Source organism: Pseudomonas sp. NFACC25, assembly GCF_900100935.1.
Lineage (GTDB): Bacteria > Pseudomonadota > Gammaproteobacteria > Pseudomonadales > Pseudomonadaceae > Aquipseudomonas > Aquipseudomonas marginalis.
The window spans coordinates 135,903-157,078 of the sequence record NZ_FMUC01000014.1; the positions used below are offsets into that span (position 1 = coordinate 135,903).

Genomic DNA, 21,176 nt, shown 5'->3' on the forward strand with positions numbered 1-21,176 from the left:
GGGTCAGCTGAACAACTGTTGACTGACCCACCGCTATCGGGGGCAAGCCCCCTCCCACATGGATTACTTCTGCTTTTCCAGCTGGTGGTATTTGCCGTCTTTATCCCACTGGTAAACCACGTAGTCGGAGACTTTCAGGTCGCCCTTCGCGTCCCAGGTCTTCTCGCCCATCACGGTTTTGACCGGGTGCGCTTTCAGCCATTTGGCCGCGTCTTCGCCCTTGTTGGACTTGGCGCCGTTGAAGCCGGCAGCCAGGGCCTGCAGCGAGGCGTAGGCGTACAGGGTGTAGCCCTCAGGCTCGTAGCCGGCCTTGCGGAACTCTTCCACCACGGCCTTGCTGTCCGGCAGCAGGCGCGGGTCGGCGCCAAAGGTCATGTACACGCCATCGACGTATTGCGCGCCGCCGGCGGTGGCCACCAGTTCATCGGTCACTACGCCGTCATCGGACATGAACTTGACGTCCTTCAGGCCCGCTTCACGAATCTGGCGAACCAATGGACCGGCTTCCGGGTGCAGGCCACCGAAGTACACGACGTCGGCGCCCAGGGAGCGGATCTTGGTGACCAGCGCACTGAAGTCTTTCTCGCCACGGGTCAGGCCTTCTTCCAGCACCGGCTTGACGCCGCGCTTGGTCAACTGGGCAGCGGTGGCGTCGGCCAGGCCTTTGCCGTAGGTGTCCTTGTCGTTGATGACGGCGACTTTCTTGCCCTTGAGCACGTCGACGATGTAGTCGCCGGCGACGATGCCTTGCTGGTCGTCACGCCCGCACATACGGAACATGGCGCCCAGGCCGCGTTCGGTCACTTGTGGGTTGGTAGAACCGGGGGTGATCGCGATGATGCCCGCTTCGTCGTAGACCTCGGAGGCCGGGATGGTGTTCGACGAGCAGAAGTGCCCGACTACGCCAATCACTTTGTCCTGGTCAGCCAGGCGGTTGGCCACGGCCACGGCCTGCTTGGGTTCGCATGCGTCGTCGCCTGCCACCAGCACGACTTTCTCGCCGTTGATGCCACCGGCCTTGTTGATCACCTCGGCTGCCGCCTGGGCACCCTTCATGTACTGCTCACCGAACGAGGCGTTGGCGCCGGTCATCGGCCCCGCAACGCCAATCTTCACATCAGCTTGAACAAACGTAGAAACACCCAGCGCCGCTGCAACGGCGAGGGCCAGAAAACCTTTCTTGTAAAACGTCTGGGACATGAGTGGTGCTCCGATATTTTTGATTTTTGGCACGACAACTTGCGTTCAAACTTTTCACTGAAAGCCCAGAGCAAGCCTCGTGCCATTACGTTTTTATTCTTCAAAAAGACACGGTGTCATTGTTATTGCAGGCGTTTCGGCTCCGCTCGCCAGGACGTGCAACCCTCTAGCATCAATAGGTGCAACCCATGGGCCGAAAAAGTACAACCCTGACGGGTCGCACCTGCAACCAAAGCAATAAACGACAGTTCCTACAGCTGTAACAGCCTGCGTAACGGAACTGCACATTTACAGTGCGCAACTGCTACGACCTGCACCAATACAGATTAGTAGCCGGCTAAGAAAATGCAGGCTTCTGAGCGGTATTTCGCTGATCAGATCACGATCCTCAGGCATTGCCCGGCGTGATACAGCGAAAATCCGGCTTCATACAGGCAACTGCGCAGCCCAACCCCGGCCAGCGGTTGCATGGGTGCAAACGGAATCGGCAAGGCTTGGGGATCCTGGTGACATAGATAGTCGGCGAACGCCTTGCCGACCACGCTGCCGGTGGTCACGCCGCGCCCGTTATAGCCGGTTACCGCCACCAGGCCGGGGGCGGGCTCGAACAGGCGCATCAGGTGATCGGGGGTGAAGGCGATGCAGCCGGTCCAGGTGAATTCCCATTGCACCGATTTGAGGTACGGGAAGTAATGTTGCTGCACCCGATCAGCCCACGCCTTGAGGAACCAGGCCGGTTTCTGGTTACCGTTGCCCAGGCTGCCGAGCAACAGGCGGCCATCGGCATCGCGGCGGATGCTGCTCAGTACCTGGCGCGTGTCCCATGAGCCTTGGCCGCCGGGCAGAATCTGCTCGGCGGCGGCGTCGGTCAGCGGCGCGGAGGCGACCTGGTAGTAGTAGCCGGGGAAAAAATTGCGTCGCAGCTCGGTCCACTCACCTTCGGTGTAGGCGTTGGAAGCGATGACCACTTGTGCAGCCTGCACCGAACCGCTGGCGGTCTGAACGGACCAGCTCGCACCTTGGCGCTCCAACCGGGTGACCGGCGAATGGTCGAACAACTGCCCGCCAAGTCCCACGGCGGCATTCGCCAAACCGCTGGTGTAGGCCATCGGGTTCAAGGTGCCGGCACGCCGGTCCAGCAAGGCGGCAGCGATTTTCTTGGTGCCGGTGGCGTGTTCGCAGGCCTCGCCGGTGAGCAATTCCACCGGCGCGCCACGGCGCTTCCACTGCTCTTCACGACTGCGCAAATCCGCCTCGCCACGGGCGTTATGTGCCATGTGCAAGGTGCCCTCGCGGCGCAATTGGCAATCGATGGTGTATTTGTCGATCAGGCTGAACACCAGCGACGGTGCCGCGCCGAGCATGCGGTTGAGCTGGCTGCCCACCGTTTCGCCGAAACCGGCTTCGATCTCGTCCGGGGGGATCCACAGGCCGGCATTCACCAACCCGACGTTGCGCCCCGAACCACCGTGGCCGGTGCGATGAGCCTCCAGCACGGCGACGCTTTTACCCTGTTCCAGCAAATGAATGGCGGCGGACAAACCAGTGATCCCGGCGCCGATCACGCACACATCCACCTTGACCTCGCCCTGGAGCGCGGCACGGTCCGGCCGGCCAGGGGTGAGGTGTTCCCACAAACATGTTTCGCGTAGTGCCATTGCCAGACTCCGGTGAGACCCAACAAACAACAATCTTGACCGCATTCCGTCTTGAGGAGGTCAGTCGAAGGTGATGCCTTGAGCCAGTGGCAACTCCAGCGAGTAGTTCACGGTATTGGTCTGGCGGCGCATATACCCGCGCCATGCATCCGAACCCGACTCGCGCCCGCCACCGGTCTCTTTCTCACCGCCAAACGCGCCGCCAATCTCCGCGCCGCTCGGGCCGATGTTGACGTTGGCGATTCCGCAGTCGCTGCCCACCGCCGACATGAATTGCTCGGCCTCGCGCACGTCAGTGGTGAAGATGCACGACGACAGGCCTTGGGGCACGGCGTTGTTCAGGCGCAGGGCTTCGGCGAAGTCCTTGTAGCCGACGACATACAGAATCGGCGCAAAGGTTTCGGTGCACACCACATCGCTCTGCTCAGGCATTTCGACAATGGCCGGCGACACGTAGTAGGCGTTGGGGAACTTGTCTTCCAGCTGGCGCTTGCCGCCGAACACCTTGCCGCCCTCACTCAAGGCCTGCTCCAGGGCGTCCTGCATAGCGTCGAAGCCATGCTTGTCGATCAGCGGGCCAATCAGGTTGCCCTCCAGCGGGTGGCCGATGCGCACTTTGGAATAGGCGGCCTTGAGGCGGGTGACGATTTCTTCCTTGACCGACTCGTGGGCGATCAGGCGGCGCAGGGTGGTGCAGCGCTGGCCGGCGGTGCCGACGGCGCTGAACAGGATGGCGCGTACGGCCATGTCCAGGTCGGCACTCGGGCCGAGGATCATGGCGTTGTTGCCGCCCAGTTCGAGGATGCTGCGGGCAAACCGCGCGGCAACTTTCGGCGCCACTTCGCGGCCCATGCGGGTGCTGCCGGTGGCGCTGATCAGGGCCACGCGCGGGTCATCCACCAGCGCAGCGCCGGCATCGCGGCCGCCGATGATGACCTGGCTCAGGTATTGCGGCGCGTCCTTGAAATTCTTCAGCACACGCTCGAACAGCGCCTGGCACGCCAGGGCGGTGAGCGGGGTCTTTTCCGACGGTTTCCAGATCACTGCGTTACCGCACACCAGCGCCAGTGTGGTGTTCCACGCCCACACGGCCACCGGGAAGTTGAAGGCGCTGATCACCCCGACCACGCCCAGCGGGTGCCAGGTTTCACGCATATGGTGGCCTGGGCGCTCGGAGGCGATGGTCAAGCCGTACAGCTGGCGCGACAGGCCCACGGCGAAGTCGCAGATGTCGATCATTTCCTGCACTTCACCCAGGCCTTCCTGGGTGATCTTGCCGGCTTCCCAGGACACAAGCTCGCCCAGATCGGCCTTGTATTGACGCAGGACATCGCCGAACTGGCGCACCAACTCGCCGCGACGGGGGGCCGGCACGTTGCGCCAGGCCTCGAATGCATGCTCGGCGCGACTGACCTGTTGCTCCACCTCGGCGGCACCTTCCCAGTGCACACTGCCGATACGGCTGCCATCAATGGGCGAATGCACGGGTTGTTTACCCGCCTGGTACAGCGCCGGGTTTACCCCGAGACGATCAAGCAATGCGGCAACCATGGGTCACTCCTTTAATCTTCGAACAAAAAATCGCACCGCGGCACGCACGGCGATCCAGGCCTTATTTGTAGCTGGCCCAAGACTTGCCAACAAACGACGATTAGGCGAGATATCATTCCGTTTATTCATGCAAAGAATAAAAAGAGGCATGCCGTGCTGAACAAAAGACATTTGCCCTCGATCACCGCGCTGCAGTGTTTCGAGGCCGCCACCCGCCACCTGAGCTTCACCCGCGCCGCCGAGGAGCTGAACCTCACGCAAAGCGCAGTGAGCAAACAGGTCGCGCAGTTGGAGGAATTACTCCAGCACCTGCTGTTCCGCCGCGTACGCCGCCGCTTGCAGATGACTCCGGCAGGTGACCTGTACCTGGTGGAAGTACGCAAGATCCTCACGCAGGTGGAGATGTCCACCCACTACCTGCGCTCCTATGGCGGCGAGACCGAAGTGTTGCGCGTGTCCACCCCCTACACCTTTGGCGCGCGCTGGCTGGTGCCGCGCCTCAAGGGCTGGCGACTGCGCCACCCGCAGATCCACCTGGACCTGTGCAACGAACAGGAGCCGGACGAACTGCTGCAAGGCAAGGCCGACATGGCCTTCTACTTCGGCCAGGGCTCGCGCCCCGGCACCGAGAGCCTGAAACTGTTCAGCGAAGAGCTGGTGCCGGTGTGCGCCCCGGAAAGCCTGCCGGCGCAGCCGTTCACCGATCCCACGCAACTGAGCGACCTGGTGCTGCTGCAAAACGCCTCGCGCCCCCAGGGCTGGCACGACTGGTTTGCCGACCAGGGTTATCACACCGAACACAGCTACCACGGGCCGCGTTTCGACACCTTTTATATGTGCATTCGTGCGGCGCAGGTCGGTTGCGGCGTGGCCTTGTTGCCGCGCTTTCTGGTGGAAGAAGAACTGGCCGACGGCAAGCTGGTGATCCCCTGGCAGCATGCAATGCCCAGCCACGACGCTTATTACCTGGCCTTCCCGGAACACGCGGCGGAGGTGCCCAAGGTGCGGGAGTTTGTGAAGTGGATGATGGAGCAGGTTATTTAGCGCCTGGAAAATCGCTATCGGGAGCAAGTCGAATCGTCGCACCGCCCCTCCCACATCTGGAACGCATTCCAAGTGTGGGAGGGGGCTTGCCCCCGATGGCGCCAGTGGCCTTGGAAAAAAATCACTGGCAAACCTACCCGCGTCTATGCGCCACTAGCCCTCTTCCTTAATTATGCGTAAAGGTCCGCCCCCATCGCCGACCTGTCTGGAGATTCCCGTTATGAGCGAGAGTGTGTTTGCCGATCGCATCGTGCAGAACTTGCTCGACACCGACTTCTACAAGCTGACCATGATGCAGGCGGTGCTGCACAACTACCCCAATGTGGAAGTTGAATGGGAGTTTCGTTGCCGCAACAGCGAAGACCTGCGCCCGTACCTGGCGGAGATCCGCTACCAGATCGAGCGCCTCGCCGAGCTGAGCTTGAGCCCGGATCAACTGGGGTTCCTGGAACGCATCAGCTTTATGAAGCCGGACTTTTTGCGCTTTCTCGGGCTGTTTCGCTTCAACCTGCGCTATGTGCAGACCGGCATCGAGAACGGCGAGTTGTTTATCCGCCTGCGCGGGCCGTGGCTGCATGTGATTCTGTTTGAAGTGCCGATGCTGGCGATCGTCAGCGAAGTGCGCAACCGCTACCGTTACCAGACGGTGATCCTCGAACAGGCCCGCGAGCAGCTGTACCGCAAGTTCGACTGGCTGACGGCCAACGCCAGCAGCGATGAGCTGTCCGAGCTGCAAGTAGCCGACTTCGGCACGCGCCGACGCTTCTCGTACCGCGTGCAGGAAGAGGTGGTCAGCGTGCTCAAGCATGACTTCCCCGGGCGTTTTGTCGGCACCAGCAACGTACACCTGGCCCGCGAGTTCGATATGAAGCCACTGGGCACCATGGCCCATGAATGGATCATGGCCCACCAGCAACTCGGCCCGCGCCTGATCGACAGCCAGATCGCCGCCCTCGACTGTTGGGTCCGCGAATACCGTGGCCTGCTGGGTATCGCCCTGACCGATTGCATCACCACCGACGCCTTCCTTGGCGACTTCGACTTGTACTTCGCCAAGCTGTTCGATGGCCTGCGCCATGACTCCGGCGACCCGGTGCAGTGGGCCGAAAAAGCCATCGCCCACTACCACAAGCTGGGCATCGAGCCGATGAGCAAGACCCTGGTGTTCTCCGACAGCCTGTCGTTGCCCAAGGCCTTGGAAATATTCCGCGCGCTGCGTGGTCGCATTAATGTGAGCTTCGGCATCGGCACCAACCTGACCTGCGATATTCCAGGGGTGGAACCGATGAGCATCGTGCTTAAAATGACCGCCTGCAATGGCCAGCCCGTCGCGAAGATCTCCGATGAAGCGGGCAAGACCCACTGCACCGACCCGAATTTTGTCGCCTATTTGCGTCATGTTTTCAAAGTACCTGCCATCTCTAGCAAGGAGTGAATCATGCAAGCCGTACAGCGTGAGATTGCTGAACAGCTCAAGGTCCAAGCACCGTTCAAGGACCAGGCCGCCCTCGAGGCCGAGGTCGCCCGGCGCGTAGCGTTTATCCAGGACTGCCTGCGTAATTCCGGGCTCAAGACACTGGTGCTGGGCATCAGCGGCGGCGTCGACTCCCTGACTGCCGGCCTCTTGGCCCAACGCGCGATGCAGGAACTGCGCTCCCGTACCGGTGACGAGGCCTACCGCTTTATCGCCGTGCGCCTGCCCTACGAAACCCAGTTCGATGAAATCGATGCCCAGGCCTCGGTGGACTTTATCGACCCGGACGAGCGCCACACCGTGAACATCGGCCCGGCGGTGAAAGCCCTGGCCAATGAAGTGGCGGCGTTTGAAGGCAAGGCGGCGGTGTCCCGCGACTTCGTGCTCGGCAACACCAAGGCGCGCATGCGCATGGTGGCGCAGTACACCATCGCCGGCGCGGCCAGCGGCCTGGTGATCGGTACCGACCATGCGGCGGAAGCGGTGATGGGCTTTTTCACCAAGTTCGGTGATGGCGCCTGCGACCTGGCGCCGTTGAGCGGCCTGGTGAAAAACCAGGTACGCGCGATTGCGCGGTTCTTTGGTGCGCCGGAGTCGTTGGTGGAGAAGGTGCCGACGGCCGATCTGGAAGACCTGTCGCCAGGCAAGCCGGATGAAGCGTCACATGGCGTGACCTATGCCGAGATCGATGCGTTCCTGCACGGTGAGCCGGTGCGCGAGGAAGCGTTCCGGATCATCTGCGAGACGTACCGCAAGACCGAGCACAAGCGGGTGATGCCGTTTGCGCCGTGAGGTGAGCCAGATAGTGGTGTGTTGATTGGCAGGCAGTCATCGGGGGCAAGCCCCCGATGAACGATAACGCGGTCTTACTTCAAGACCACAGTGCCTTTCATCATCGAGATGTGGCCTGGGAACGAGCAGAAGAACGCGTAATCCGTACCGGCCGCCAGTTTCGAGACATCGAAGGTCACCGAATCCTTCTCGCCGGCACCGATGATCTTGGTGTGGGCGATGATGCGGTCGTCACCCTCTTTCAGGTAGTTCTTGTCGATGCCAGCAGCCATGCCATCAGTGGCAACCGGCTGCATGTTGGCGGCGCTGGTCAACACCCAGTTATGGCCCATGACGTTTTTCGGCAGGCTGCCGGAGTGAGTCAGCTCGACAGTGAACGTCTTGCAGCTCTTGTCGATCGTGATTTCCTTGGTGTTGAAGGACATCTGGTCAGTGGAGTCGACGGTGACCTTGCACTCTGCAGCAAGCAACTGGCCGCTGGCCAGAGTCAGCAGGGAAACAGCAACGAGTTTGGCAAACATGTGAATCTCCAAGGCAGGGTTTAAACAACGCGTAATGCGACAAGGGTGCCTGAGGCAGGCAAAAACTCTTATGACCTGAATCAACAGATTGTATACAACTTTAGGCTATCAGACTTATCGACACAATCAACCAGCCAAAGTGCCGCAGGCTGTCTATGATCGGCCCATCACCCACTGGAGCCCGAGCCATGCACCTCAACCAACTGTTCAATGGCCTCCTGGCCGCGTACGCCTGCGGTAAGTGAAGGCCAAGCGCCCCTTGAAGCTGCTACCATGTCGTCCCAAGGCAGCTGCGCGCCGCCACCCTCACCTTCGACCCTAGAGGATCGCCCATGGCCAAACCTAATTACTCCTTCGCCAAACGTCAGAGAGACTTGGCCAAGGAACAGAAGAAAGAGGAAAAACTGCAACGCAAGAAAGCCGCGGTAGATGAAGAAGCGGGCGCACTCAACCCGGATGCTGATGGTGAAGTAACGAACGACGAGACTGAAACACCAAAAGATCCAGCTGAATAATTTTCGTTGTGGTGAGCAGGCCACCCCGGCTCACCACGCTCCCCTGCTATTCCAGCGGCATCACCGTCACCCGCACCTCCGGGTCATGGCTCCCTCCCCCCAGAATCACCCCACGCAACGGCGACACATCGGAGAAGTCCCGGCCCCAGGCCAGGGTGATGTGCTCCAGTGCCGGTTGCACATTGTTCGTCGGATCGAAATCCACCCAGCCCGATACCGGGCAATACACCGAGACCCATGCGTGGGAGGCATCGGCGCCGATCAGCCGTGGCTGGCCGGGTGGTGGCTGGGTGAGCAGGTAGCCGCTGATGTAACGCGCCGCCAGGCCGCGCGAGCGCAGGCAGGCGAGCATCAGGTGGGCGAAGTCCTGGCACACGCCGCGGCGACGCTCCAGCACTTCCACCAGCGGCGTGGCGACCTGGGTGGCTTCGGCATCGAAGGTGAATTCACTGAAGATCTTTTCCATCAGCGCCTGCACACCCAACAGCAACGGTTTGCCAGGGGGAAAACAGCTTTCGGAAAATTCGACGAAGGTTTTCTTCAAGTGCACGTAGGGCGATTCGAAGCGATAGCGACAGGCTTCGATCAACTCAAGCGACAGCGGCTGGCTGCCGTAGGTCAGGCTGTCGCGGGTCTGGTCCCAGGCGGGCGACTGCTGGAAATCCAGCACCGGCCGCGCCAGCACTTCCACGGTCAGCCCGGCGTTCACCAGTAATTCATCATGAGGCCGCTCGAACGCCAGGCGGGTGATCGGGTTGCCGAACACGTCCAGCTCATCCCGGCGTGACGACGGCGGCGGGCTGATATCCAGTTGCTGGGCGCTGCAACGCTGCCAGGCGCACGGCCTCGGCCATAAATGCGCGAGCTGCTGGGCCAGGGACACCGGGCTGTCGTAGTGGTAATGGGTATCGTGGAAAATCTGGTAGCGCGCACTCATCACACCGACACCGTTTGCTGACTGACATCATCCACATGGGCAAAGTGGCGCAAAGCCAGACGATCCGATACCTGCCCACTCTCATCGGCGACCGCCTGCAGCAGGTCGGCCAGGCCTTCCAGTGCGGCACGCACGCTGGATTCGCCAAACAACGGGTTCTCCAGGCACGCCAGGTCGAAACGCGCCAGGCGCTCCACCAATGGGCCCAGGCCGGTTTCCCGAGGCACACCAAAATCGTCGTTGAGACGTCGCAGCGTGCGGCTCACCAGCTTGAGCTGGAACAGCACCGCGTGGGGGTTTTGCTCGTCCAGCAGCAGCAGGTCGAGTACCGGGATCAGCTGCGGCACCGCCAGGTAGCGCGAGCGGTAGGTGATGCTGCTGTTGCCCAGCTCCAGCAACCACTCCAGGCCCGCTTGATCGAACACCGCCACGCCGCGCAGGAATGCCGCCAGGCTGCTGCTGAGAAATTGCAGGCGCTCGATGCGCCGGCCCATCATCAGGAAGCGCCAGCCTTCGTCGCGGGTCATGTCGTCCAGAGCAAACCCGGACAGCGCCGCCAGGGACATCACCAGGCGGTTGAGGAAGTCCAGCAACTCACCAAAATCCGGGCTTTCGCTCTCCAGCTCCAGGGCTTCGCGCTGCAGCTCCACCAGGGCCTGCCAGTTCTCACGGGACAACTTGCCGCGCACCTGGGACGCCGCCCACTGCAAGCGTTGCAGGTTGGCGCGCAGGCTCGACGGCCAATCATCGCCGAGCAAGGCCGCCTGCAAACGCTCGGGCAGCTCGCCCTCCTCCGGCAGCAGGCGCAGGTTTTCACCCAACTCGACCGCCGCCTGCAAGGCCAGGGGGTCATCGCCGTCGACATAGCGCGCCAGCACGATGCGCAGCCAGCGTGCGCTGTCGTCGCAGCGTTCGCAGTAACGGCCGAACCAGAACAGGTTTTCCACCACGCGGGACGGCAGATAAGGGTCGCGGCGCACCAGGTCGTGTGCACCGATCGCGCGCTGGGCGCGCCAATGCTCGCCACTGCTGGCGCGTTCGCCCAGCACCCAGGTGTCCTTGCTGGCGCCGCCGCGCTGCATCGACACCACTTCGGCATCGGCGTCGGCCGCCACGCGGGTCAGGCCGCCGGGCAGTACGCGGTAGCCCTCCGCGCTGGCCACGGCATACACGCGCATGCCGATGGCGCGGTGTTGCAGGTGATCCTCCACGGTGTGCCACACCGGTGCCTGGGACAGTTGCGCCAGCTCCTGGGCAACGTAGGCGTACGGCCGCGCACGCATGCGTTCGGCCAGGGCCTGGCGTTGCTCGTCGTTCAAGTCGCGACCGAATACCGGGGTGAAACTTTGCGACGGAAACGCTGGTTTGATCAGCAGTTCCGGCAGTTTCTCCAGGGCTTCGGCGAGCACCGGCGCCTCACCGCACCACCAGGTGGCGATGGACGGCAGGATCAACTCTTCGCCAAACAGGAACTGGTTGATCCTGGGCAGAAAGCCGAGCAAACCGGGGGATTCCAGCACGCCGCTGCCCAGGGCATTGGCCACCAGCACATTGCCCTGGCGCGCGGCGTCGAGCAGGCCGGGCACGCCGAGAGCGGAGTCGGTGCGCAATTCCAGTGGATCACAGAAATCGTCGTCGAGGCGACGCATGATCGCGTGCACCCGGCGCAGGCCACTGAGGGTTTTCAGGAACACCGTGCTGTCGCGCACCGTGAGGTCGCCGCCTTCCACCAGCGGGTAGCCGAGCTGGCGCGCGAGGTACAGGTGTTCGAAATAGCTTTCGTTGAAACGCCCAGGGGTGAGCAGCACGATCAGCGGCGGCTGGTCATCGCTCGGCGCCTGGCGGGCCAGGGTTTCCTGGAGCGTGCGGAAGAAACCGGTGAGGTGCTGCACCTGCAGATCACGGTACAGGTCCGGGAAGGCGCGGGACACGATGGTGCGGTTTTCCAACGCATAACCGGCGCCCGAAGGCGCCTGCGTGCGGTCGGCGGTGACCCACCAGCGGCCATCCGGGGTACGCGCCAGATCCACGGCATACAGGTGCAGAAACGCACCATCAGGCGGTTGGATGCCCTGGCACGGCCAGAGGAAATTGTTATGCCCGAACACCAGCTCGGCCGGCAGCAGGCCTTCCTTGATCAAGCGTTGCGGCCCGTAGAGGTCCGCCAGTACGGCGTTGAGCAGGCGCGCACGCTGGGCGATACCGGCTGACAGCTGCTGCCATTCATCGGCCGCCAGCACATGGGGCAGCAGGTCCAGTTCCCACGGGCGATCGGCGCCCTTGGGGTCGGCGTAGACGTTATAGGTGACGCCGTTTTCCTGGATCTGCCTTGTCAGCAGCGCCTGGCGCTGGGCCAGTTGCGCGGGTGTGCTGCGTTGCAGGTGATCGAGCAAGCGCTGCCAATGGGCGCGTACTGCGCCACTGTCGTCCAGCAGTTCGTGATAAGTACCCGCGGTCAGCGGGTATTGGTCGAGCAAGTCGGGCATGGAACGCTCGGCAGAGGCAAAGGGGCTCAGTTTAATTCAAATTCACTGCAATCTAATGTGGGAGGGCGCTTGCTCCCTCCCACATTGTGATCGCTTTTAGTCATTTTTATTGGGGTGACGCCGCAGATCCAGGGTCATCGGCAATTCGTCATTGATCACAACACTCGGCACGGTGAGCTTGCCAGGCGTGTGGCCGAGACGGAAAAACCGCGCCATGCGCCGGCTCTCCGCCTCATTGGCGTTTACCGGCAGGCTGTCGTAGTTACGCCCGCCCGGATGCGCGACATGGTACTGGCAGCCGCCCAGGGAGCGTTGCATCCAGGTGTCCAGCAGGTCGAACACCAGCGGCGCGTGCACCGGGATGGTCGGTTGCAGGCAGTTGGCAGGTTGCCAGGCGCGGTAACGCACGCCGGCGACGAACTCGCCAATGCGCCCGGTCGGTTGCAGTGGCACCGGGATGCCATTGCAGGTCAGCAGGTAGCGTTGCGGCGGCAGCCCGCTCACCTTCACCTGCAAGCGCTCCAGGGACGAATCCACATAGCGCACCGTGCCGCCCACCGCGCCCTCTTCGCCCAGCACATGCCAAGGTTCCAGGGCCTGGCGCAGTTCCAGCTCGATCCCGCTGACGGCGTAATCGCCCACCTTGGGGAAGCGGAACTCCAGGTGCGCGGCGAACCATTCGGCGCGCAACGGGTAACCGGCGGCGTTCAACTCGACGATCACATCGGCAAAGTCCTGCTCGATAAAGTGCGGCAACAGGAAGCGGTCATGCAATTCGGTGCCCCAGCGCGCCAGTTTCGGCGGCGCATAGGGTTCACGCCAGAAGCGCGCGACCAAGGCCCGCAGCAGCAATTGCTGGGTCAGGCTCATGCGTGCGTGGGGCGGCATTTCAAAGGCACGCAACTCCAGCAGGCCCAAGCGGCCGGTGGCGCCATCCGGCGAATAGAGTTTGTCGATACAGAATTCGGCGCGGTGGGTGTTGCCCGTCACGTCGATCAACAGGTTGCGCAGCAGGCGATCCACTAACCACGGCGGGCATTCTTCACCCGGCTGCGGCATTTGGGCAAAGGCGATTTCCAGCTCATACAGCGCGTCGTTGCGGGCTTCGTCCACCCGCGGTGCCTGGGAGGTCGGGCCGATAAACAGGCCGGAAAACAGGTACGAGAGCGAGGGGTGGTTATGCCAATAGCTGATCAGGCTGCGCAGCAGGTCGGGCCGGCGCAGGAATGGCGAGTCCTTGGGCGTCGCGCCCCCCAGCACAAAGTGGTTACCGCCGCCGGTGCCGGTATGGCGGCCGTCGATCATGAACTTCTCGGTGGTCAGCCGGGTTTGCCGCGCCTCCTCGTAGAGGAATTCGGTGCGTTCCACCAACTCGTCCCAGGTCGCGGACGGCTGCACGTTGACCTCGATCACACCCGGATCCGGCGTAACGCGGAAGTTGCTCAGGCGCATATCGAACGGCGGTTCGTAGCCTTCCAGCAGCACCGGGCAGTGCAATTCCTCGGCGGTGGCTTCGATGGCGGCCACCAGTTCCAGGTAATCCTCGACGCGTTCCAGGGGCGGCATAAACAGGTACAGGCGCCCTTCCCGCGCTTCGGCACACAGGGCAGTGCGGGTCAGCCAGTCGGCGGACTCGTCGACCTCGGGCACTCGCTCGTCGTTCGGCGCGGGTTCGCCATGGCTTTGCAGTTGCGCACTGGTCGGCAGTTCCGGCTGATCCTGGTTAGGGTCGGTGGGGTGCACGAACGGATACTCCGCCGCCGTCACCCACGGCTGCGAGGCCAACGGCAGGCGATAGCCCAGCGGCGAATCCCCCGGCACCAGGCGGCAATGGTTATCGCGCAGGTACCAGCGCCCGCTCTGCCAGCGGTCATTGGCCGCCGTACGCGCCAGCGGCAGTACCTGGCCGATGACTTTATCCAGGCCCTGGCTGAACACCTTGCGCAGGCGTTCGCGCTCCAGCTCGTCACTCAAGCGCGGGTCCTGGGCCGTGACGTTTTGCGGCAACGCACCTTCGCGCCACAGGTAGTAGAAATTGTCTTCGTAGGCCGGGAATACAAAGCGCGCCGGCAGCTTGAGGCGCTCGGCGACGCTGGCCAGGAAGCGCCCGGCCATTACGCCATCGGCGCCGTAGTCCTGTTGTTCATCGGCGATCAGCGCGCTGTTGTGCCAGATGGGCACGCCGTCACGGCGCCAGTAGCAGTTAAGCGACCAGCGCGGCAATTGCTCGCCGGGGTACCACTTGCCCTGGCCGAAGTGCACCAGGCCCTTGGGTGCGTAGTGCTTGCGCATGCGCTGGAACAGCTCGGCGGACAAGCGCCGCTTGTCCGGCCCGAGGGCTGCGGTGTTCCACTCGGCGCCGTCAGGGTCGTCGATGGAGACGAAGGTCGGCTCGCCGCCCATGGTCAGGCGTACATCATCCTTGAGCAGGTCGCCATCGATCTGCCGGCCCAGGGCCTGGATCGCCAGCCATTGCTCTTCGGTGTAGGGCTTGGTGACCCGTGGCGCTTCCCAGATGCGCTCCACCGACATCTCGTGGGTAAATTCGCACTCGCAGGGTTCCACCAGCCCACTGATCGGCGCGGCGGACGATGGATCGGGACTACAGGCCAACGGGATATGCCCTTCACCGGCGAACAGCCCGGAGGTGGCATCCAGGCCGATCCAGCCGGCACCGGGCAAATACACTTCGCACCAGGCGTGCAGGTCGGTGAAGTCGACTTCGGTGCCGGAGGGGCCGTCGAGGGCTTTGACGTCGGCGGTCAGCTGGATCAGATAGCCGGACACAAACCGCGCCGCCAACCCGAGGTTGCGCAGCAATTGCACCAGCAGCCAGGCCGAATCACGGCAGGAGCCGGACGCGTTTTCCAGGGTGAATTCCGGGGTTTGCACCCCCGGCTCCATGCGAATCAGGTAGCCGATGTCGGCGGCCAGGCGCTGGTTGAGGCCCACCAGGAAATCCACGGCCGGCAACGGCGTGCGGTCGATACCCGCCAGGTAGGCGGCAAACCTCGGCGTCAGCGGCAGGGTTTCCAGGTACGGCGCCAGCTCGCGCTGTTCATCGGCGGCGTAGCTGAAGGGGATTTTTTCGGCGTAGGGCTCAAGGAAAAAATCGAACGGGTTGAACACCGCCATCTCGGCGACCAGGTCAACCTCGATGCGCAGTTCATCGGTCTTTTCCGGGAACACCAGACGCGCCAGGTAATTGCCCTGTGGGTCCTGCTGCCAATTGATGAAGTGCTGCTCGGGCAGCACTTTGAGTGCGTAGGACAAAATCCGCGTGCGGCTATGGGCCGCCGGGCGCAGACGCACAATCTGTGGGCCGAGTTCGACCGCGCGGTCGTAGCGGTAATGCGTAACGTGGTGCAACGCGACATGAATCGACACGGCGGCCTCCTGCGAGCCAGGGCATGGACACAACGCGCGCAAGACTTATGCCAGAGCGGCGGTCATTGCGCTTTATCGTAAGACCCGGTGCAGTACAGCACCAAAACGGCGCCAACGGTGGTGTCGTGGTGCAGGCGCCGCACATATTTGTGGCGTTAATGTGAGGATGGGTGGCGAATCTACCCAATCAACGGGTTTTGCGCTTTGCGATTACGGCTGGTTTAACCGCCTGCCGAATACGACGGATTCCCACGAGTTTCATGCGCATCTCTCGCTGAACCTTGCTGTTAAGTGTCAATAATCCGAGCAATGGGAATAACAGCGCCAACCCATACAGGACTTTGTGAGGCTGGAATTGAACCATCGGAACTACAAACAGCAGACAGGCGACATAGATACCGACCATTACCCACACCCAGGAGGGTCGGCCCCGCAAAATCATAAAGTTGCTATGGACCGTCAACAGAATGAGCAGCGCCCCGGCAGACATGATCTTGAGCCCCACTTGAGCCATCGGCGCATCACGAAAATAGGTGATGAACGCCAGCGCCACAGCCAACGCTAAAGAAAAACACGCAGCAAATACGCCGCTCATAAACGTCAGAAAGTATTGTCTGAAAAAGTCGCGTAGCGTCATCAATTCGCTCATTCGCTTACCTCCTCGTACAGTCCAATCGCGATGGTGTTGACGTTTCCGGAGTAGGCACTCCCGCCAAACCCAACGCTTGCGCCCAGGACGTCTTTGATCTGGGTAGTGGTGCTGTGCTTGAGCTGCGTAGGGGTGAAACGCTTGGTGAGTTCGCCCGACGCCTGCCTCAATTTGATCATCTTCGCGGTCAAGCTGGGATGGTTGATGCTCAGCAGCTCTTTCGTCAGCTTGGCTCTTTCCTGGCGATTCAAACCGCGAAGCACATCACGCAGGCTCTTGCCCGTCGATGCTTTGGCGGCCCTGACCAGCTTGACCGTCGTCAGGGCCGAAGCGCCCACGCCTGCCAGTGATACGGCGTCCAGCACGATGGACGCATTCTGGTACCAGCCTTCACTGTCGAGCGAATCCTTGACCTCCGGTTTGGCGACTTCCAGCGCTGTTCGGGCAATGCCGTTGAAACACTGAAGCGTACTTGCGCCGGCAGCCGCATACCCCACTACAACGATGACGGAACTGGCGCCAGCGCTGAAAGGCACCAGAATTGTTCCACTGGCGATCGCAGCCCAACTGATGACCGCCCCCAAGCAGGAGATTCCGGTATTCACGGCTTCGCCAATCAGTCGCGATTCTCGAGGATTGCTCACGACATGTTGAGCAAACTGTGTTGGCGCAATGTACTTCTGCGCTTCACGCAAAATGATGCGCTTGGGCTTGATGCTGCAGATGGGCTTGAATTCGCGCAGGGTAATGACATTGAAGTCAGCGTCGATATACACCACCCCCGCGCCGACGATGCTGGGGTCGGCGTCGATGGCCGCGAACAGCCGTGGCAGGTTGATCTGGCTTTCGATGCGCTGGCGCGCCATGAACTGGGAGCGGTTGGAGTCCATGCCGATGCCGGCCAGGGGGTTGCCCATGGGGTGTTCTTCCTTGAAGGGGTGGAGACTGGACTGACGCTATCGGGGGCAAGCCCCCTCCGACACTTGTCTGTATTCGCAATCCAATGTGGGAGGGGGCTTGCCCCCGATAGCGATTTAATGGGCGCCACCTTACCAAACAGCCTCCCCACCGCCTAGAAAGCAAAACGCCAGCACAAGGCTGGCGTTTGCATTTTCAAGCGACGATCAACGCGGCACGACCGGCTTGCGAGCCGGCTTGCCGCCCTTGCCCTTGGCCGCATCGCTGCGTTCCTTGGCCGCCTGCTTGTTACGCGCCTGGGCCGCCGCCTTGGCTTGTTCGCGCTTGTCCCACGGGTTGCTGCCGTCACTGCCACGGGGCGGCAGGCCGGTGTGCTGGGTAAGGATCCTGGTGGTGGTTTCCTTGGCGACCTTGTGGCTGCCAGCCGGCGTCGAGTTCTTGCGACGGGCGCTCTGGTAGCTGTCGGTGCTCGGCTGGTGCAGCGGGATCAGCTGGTCCTTGCCCGGCCCGATCAGGTCGGCACGGCCCATGCGGGTCAGCGCTTCACGCAGCATCGGCCAGCCCTTCGGGTCGTGATAGCGCAGGAACGCCTTGTGCAGGCGGCGCTGCTCTTCGCTCTTGACGATGGTCACCGCGTCGCTCTTATAGGTGACCTTGCGCAGTGGGTTCTTGCCCGAGTGATACATCGCGGTGGCGGTGGCCATCGGCGACGGGTAGAACGCCTGCACCTGGTCGGCGCGGAAGCCGTTGCCCTTGAGCCACAGGGCCAGGTTCATCATGTCTTCATCGGTGGTGCCCGGGTGGGCGGCGATGAAGTACGGGATCAGGTACTGCTCCTTGCCCGCTTCCTTGGTGTACTTCTCGAACATGCGCTTGAACTTGTCATAGCTGCCGATGCCCGGCTTCATCATCTGGTTGAGCGGACCTTCCTCGGTGTGTTCCGGGGCGATCTTGAGGTAGCCACCGACGTGGTGGGTGACCAGCTCCTTGACGTATTCCGGCGACTCGACCGCGAGGTCGTAGCGCAGGCCGGAAGCGATCAGGATCTTCTTCACCCCCGGCAATGCACGGGCGCTGCGGTACAACTGGATCAACGACGAGTGGTCGGTGTTCAGGTTCGGGCAGATACCGGGGAACACGCACGACGGCTTGCGGCACGCGGATTCGATTTCCGGGCTCTTGCAGGCAATGCGGTACATGTTCGCGGTCGGGCCGCCGAGGTCGGAGATCACACCGGTGAAACCTGGAACCTTGTCGCGGATCTCTTCGATTTCGCGAATGATCGACTCTTCGGAACGGTTCTGGATGATCCGGCCTTCGTGCTCGGTGATCGAGCAGAAGGTGCAGCCGCCGAAGCAGCCACGCATGATGTTCACCGAGAAACGGATCATGTCGTAGGCCGGGATTTTCTCCTTGCCGTACGCCGGGTGCGGAACACGGGCGTACGGCATGCCGAACACGTAGTCCATTTCTTCGGTGGTCATCGGAATGGGCGGCGGGTTGAACCATACGTCCACTTCGCCGTGCTTCTGCACCAGGGCGCGGGCGTTGCCTGGGTTGGTTTCCAGGTGCAGCACGCGGTTGGCGTGGGCATAGAGCACGGCGTCGCCACGGACTTTTTCCACCGAGGGCAGGCGGATCACGGTCTTGTCGCGGGTCATGCGCGGGCTGGCCAGGATCTGCACGACCTTGGCTTCTTCCGGATCATCGACCGGCCCCTTTTCCTGCTCGATGGCGCAGGCCTGGGTGTCCTGGGTGTTGACGTACGGGTTGATGATCTTGTCGACCTTGCCCGGGCGGTCGATACGTGTGGAATCCACTTCGTACCAGCCGGCTGGGGTATCGCGACGGATGAACGCGGTGCCGCGCACATCGGTAATGTCTTCGATCTTGTGGCCCCACGACAGGCGCTGGGCGACTTCGACGATGGCCCGCTCGGCGTTGCCGTACAGCAGGATATCGGCGGTGGCGTCGATCAGGATCGAGTTGCGCACGCGGTCCTGCCAGTAGTCGTAGTGGGCGATGCGGCGCAGGGATGCTTCGATGCCGCCGAGTACGATCGGCACGTTCTTGTAGGCTTCCTTGCAACGCTGGCTGTACACCAGGCTGGCGCGGTCCGGGCGTTTGCCGGCCATGCCGCCTGGGGTGTAGGCGTCATCGGAACGGATTTTCTTGTCGGCGGTGTAGCGGTTGATCATCGAGTCCATGTTGCCGGCCGCGACGCCGAAGAACAGGTTCGGCTCGCCCAGTTTCATGAAGTCGTCTTTGGACTGCCAGTTCGGCTGCGCAATGATCCCGACGCGGAAGCCCTGGGACTCCAGCAGCCGGCCGATGATGGCCATGCCGAACGACGGGTGGTCCACGTAGGCATCACCGGTGACGATGATGATGTCGCACGAATCCCAGCCAAGCTGATCCATCTCCTCCCTGCTCATCGGCAGGAATGGCGCAGGGCCGAAACATTCGGCCCAGTACTTGGGATAGTCAAATAACGGCTTGGCTGTTTGCATGACGGTGACCGGTGTTGAGATGAAAAATCGCGGGCGCGGAATATAGCACAAATTTTGACCAATTCCGACGGTAATGGTCGGAATTGAGCAGACGGGTTATTCGTCGTCGTCGAAGTTGTAGCTGCCCGGCGCCAGGTTCTCGAAGCGCGTGTATTTACCGATGAACGCCAGGCGGATAAAGCCGATCGGGCCGTTACGCTGCTTGCCGATAATGATCTCGGCAATGCCTTTGTGCTCGGTCTCGGGGTGATACACCTCGTCGCGGTACACGAACATGATCACGTCGGCATCCTGCTCGATCGCTCCGGATTCCCGCAAGTCGGAGTTCACCGGGCGCTTGTTGGGGCGTTGTTCCAGGGAGCGGTTGAGCTGGGACAGGGCGACTACCGGGCAGTTGAATTCCTTGGCCAGGGCCTTGAGCGACCGAGAGATTTCGGAAATTTCGTTGGTGCGGTTATCGCCACTGGAGCCCGGGATCTGCATCAATTGCAGGTAGTCGATCATGATCAGGGCGATGTCACCGTGCTCACGTACCAGGCGGCGCGTACGTGCACGCATCTCGGACGGGCTGATACCGGCGGTGTCATCGATAAACAGCTTGCGGTCGTTGAGCAGGTTGACCGCCGAAGTCAGGCGCGGCCAGTCGTCGTCTTCCAGGCGACCGGCACGCACCTTGGTCTGGTCGATACGGCCGAGGGACGACAGCATACGCATGATCAGCGATTCGCCTGGCATCTCGAGGGAGTACACCAGGACGGTCTTGTCGCTGCGCAACACGGCGTTTTCCACCAGGTTCATCGCAAAGGTGGTCTTACCCATGGATGGACGGCCGGCGACGATGATCAGGTCGGACGGCTGCAGGCCGCTGGTCTTCTCGTCGAGGTCGGTGTAGCCGGTGGAAATACCGGTGATGGCGTTGTCGGTGTTGAACAAGGTGTCGATGCGGTCGATGGCCTTGGTCAACAGGTCGTTGACGCTGACCGGGCCGCCGGTTTTCGGGCGCGCTTCGGCGATCTGGAAGATCTGGCGCTCGGCTTCGTCAAGGATTTCGGCGGCGGTGCGGCCTTCGGGGTTGAAGGCGCTGTCGGCGATTTCGGTGCTGATGCCGATCAACTGGCGCAGGGTGGCGCGCTCGCGAACGATCTGGGCATAGGCCTTGATGTTGGCGACGGACGGCGTGTTTTTTGCCAGCTCACCCAGGTAGCCCAGGCCACCGACCTGGGAGGTCTGGCCTTCCTTGTCCAACTGCTCGGCCAGGGTCACCACGTCGATTGGGGAGTTCTGGTCGGCCAGCTTGGCGATGGCACGGAAGATCAGGCGGTGGTCATGGCGATAGAAATCACCGTCCGAGACTTGATCCAGCACGCGTTCCCAGGCGTTGTTGTCCAGCATCAGGCCACCGAGCACGGCCTGTTCGGCCTCGATGGAATGCGGCGGCACCTTCAGGGCAGCGGTTTGCAGATCGTATTGCTCAGGAGCTGAAATATCGTTCATGGCCACTTGGAATTAGGGGATTGTAGAAAAACAAAAGGCA

Annotated in this window: 15 protein-coding genes; 4 read left to right on the plus strand and 11 right to left on the minus strand. The window is 62.1% G+C overall.

Translation table 11 applies throughout. The features are described from left to right. Positions 1-63: 63 nt before the first annotated feature. The 3 genes from BLQ09_RS25495 to BLQ09_RS25505 form a co-directional block, all read right to left on the minus strand. Positions 64-1,200 (minus strand): branched-chain amino acid ABC transporter substrate-binding protein, encoded by a 1,137-nt coding sequence (locus BLQ09_RS25495; protein WP_027607701.1) that lies wholly within the window; start codon positions 1,198-1,200, stop codon positions 64-66. A gap of 374 nt (positions 1,201-1,574) precedes the next feature. Beyond that, positions 1,575-2,858 carry an L-pipecolate oxidase gene (locus BLQ09_RS25500; RefSeq protein WP_092358958.1) on the minus strand — a complete coding sequence of 428 codons (1,284 nt, stop codon included), beginning with the start codon at positions 2,856-2,858 and terminating at the stop codon, positions 1,575-1,577. Between the two features lie 60 nt (positions 2,859-2,918). After that, entirely contained in the window at positions 2,919-4,409 is a 1,491-nt protein-coding gene (locus tag BLQ09_RS25505) for an L-piperidine-6-carboxylate dehydrogenase (RefSeq protein ID WP_092358960.1), read from the minus strand. Positions 4,410-4,562: 153 nt separating this feature from the next. On the opposite strand from BLQ09_RS25505, the gene BLQ09_RS25510 reads away from it, so the two are divergent. From BLQ09_RS25510 to nadE, 3 genes are all read left to right on the plus strand, one after another. Then, positions 4,563-5,453, plus strand: a complete 891-nt coding sequence (locus BLQ09_RS25510) for a LysR family transcriptional regulator (protein ID WP_092358962.1) — start codon at positions 4,563-4,565, stop codon at positions 5,451-5,453. 220 nt (positions 5,454-5,673) lie between these two features. After that, complete coding sequence (gene pncB / locus BLQ09_RS25515; RefSeq protein ID WP_012721934.1) at positions 5,674-6,888, plus strand: nicotinate phosphoribosyltransferase; 1,215 nt, start codon at positions 5,674-5,676, stop codon at positions 6,886-6,888. Positions 6,889-6,891: 3 nt separating this feature from the next. Next, entirely contained in the window at positions 6,892-7,719 is an 828-nt protein-coding gene (gene nadE / locus BLQ09_RS25520; RefSeq protein ID WP_027607697.1) for an ammonia-dependent NAD(+) synthetase, read from the plus strand. 74 nt (positions 7,720-7,793) lie between these two features. On the opposite strand, the gene azu is transcribed toward nadE, so the two are convergent. Then, positions 7,794-8,240: an azurin gene (azu, locus tag BLQ09_RS25525; RefSeq protein WP_027607696.1), complete on the minus strand. Its 447-nt coding sequence runs from the start codon at positions 8,238-8,240 to the stop codon at positions 7,794-7,796. Between the two features lie 332 nt (positions 8,241-8,572). On the opposite strand from azu, the gene BLQ09_RS25530 reads away from it, so the two are divergent. Beyond that, on the plus strand, positions 8,573-8,755 hold the full coding sequence (locus tag BLQ09_RS25530) for a hypothetical protein (RefSeq protein WP_027607695.1): 183 nt from the start codon (positions 8,573-8,575) through the stop codon (positions 8,753-8,755). 46 nt (positions 8,756-8,801) lie between these two features. Here BLQ09_RS25530 and BLQ09_RS25535 read toward each other — a convergent pair whose 3' ends face one another. From BLQ09_RS25535 to dnaB, 7 genes are all read right to left on the minus strand, one after another. Next, the gene (locus BLQ09_RS25535; protein ID WP_092358964.1) at positions 8,802-9,692 is read right to left on the minus strand and encodes a transglutaminase family protein; all 891 of its coding nucleotides are present in this window, start codon (positions 9,690-9,692) and stop codon (positions 8,802-8,804) included. Continuing rightward, the gene (locus BLQ09_RS25540) at positions 9,692-12,178 is read right to left on the minus strand and encodes a circularly permuted type 2 ATP-grasp protein (RefSeq protein ID WP_092358966.1); all 2,487 of its coding nucleotides are present in this window, start codon (positions 12,176-12,178) and stop codon (positions 9,692-9,694) included. Before BLQ09_RS25540 ends, BLQ09_RS25535 begins: the two co-directional genes overlap by 1 nt. 96 nt (positions 12,179-12,274) lie before the next feature. Beyond that, complete coding sequence (locus BLQ09_RS25545; RefSeq protein WP_027607693.1) at positions 12,275-15,565, minus strand: transglutaminase family protein; 3,291 nt, start codon at positions 15,563-15,565, stop codon at positions 12,275-12,277. A gap of 187 nt (positions 15,566-15,752) precedes the next feature. Beyond that, positions 15,753-16,214 (minus strand): hypothetical protein, encoded by a 462-nt coding sequence (locus BLQ09_RS25550; protein WP_027607692.1) that lies wholly within the window; start codon positions 16,212-16,214, stop codon positions 15,753-15,755. Next, positions 16,211-17,131: an Ssp4 family T6SS effector gene (locus BLQ09_RS25555; protein WP_027607691.1), complete on the minus strand. Its 921-nt coding sequence runs from the start codon at positions 17,129-17,131 to the stop codon at positions 16,211-16,213. Before BLQ09_RS25555 ends, BLQ09_RS25550 begins: the two co-directional genes overlap by 4 nt. Positions 17,132-17,338: 207 nt before the next feature. After that, positions 17,339-19,642 (minus strand): YgiQ family radical SAM protein, encoded by a 2,304-nt coding sequence (locus tag BLQ09_RS25560; RefSeq protein WP_027607690.1) that lies wholly within the window; start codon positions 19,640-19,642, stop codon positions 17,339-17,341. A gap of 96 nt (positions 19,643-19,738) precedes the next feature. Next, positions 19,739-21,136, minus strand: a complete 1,398-nt coding sequence (dnaB, locus tag BLQ09_RS25565) for a replicative DNA helicase (protein WP_017526410.1) — start codon at positions 21,134-21,136, stop codon at positions 19,739-19,741. Positions 21,137-21,176: the final 40 nt, after the last annotated feature.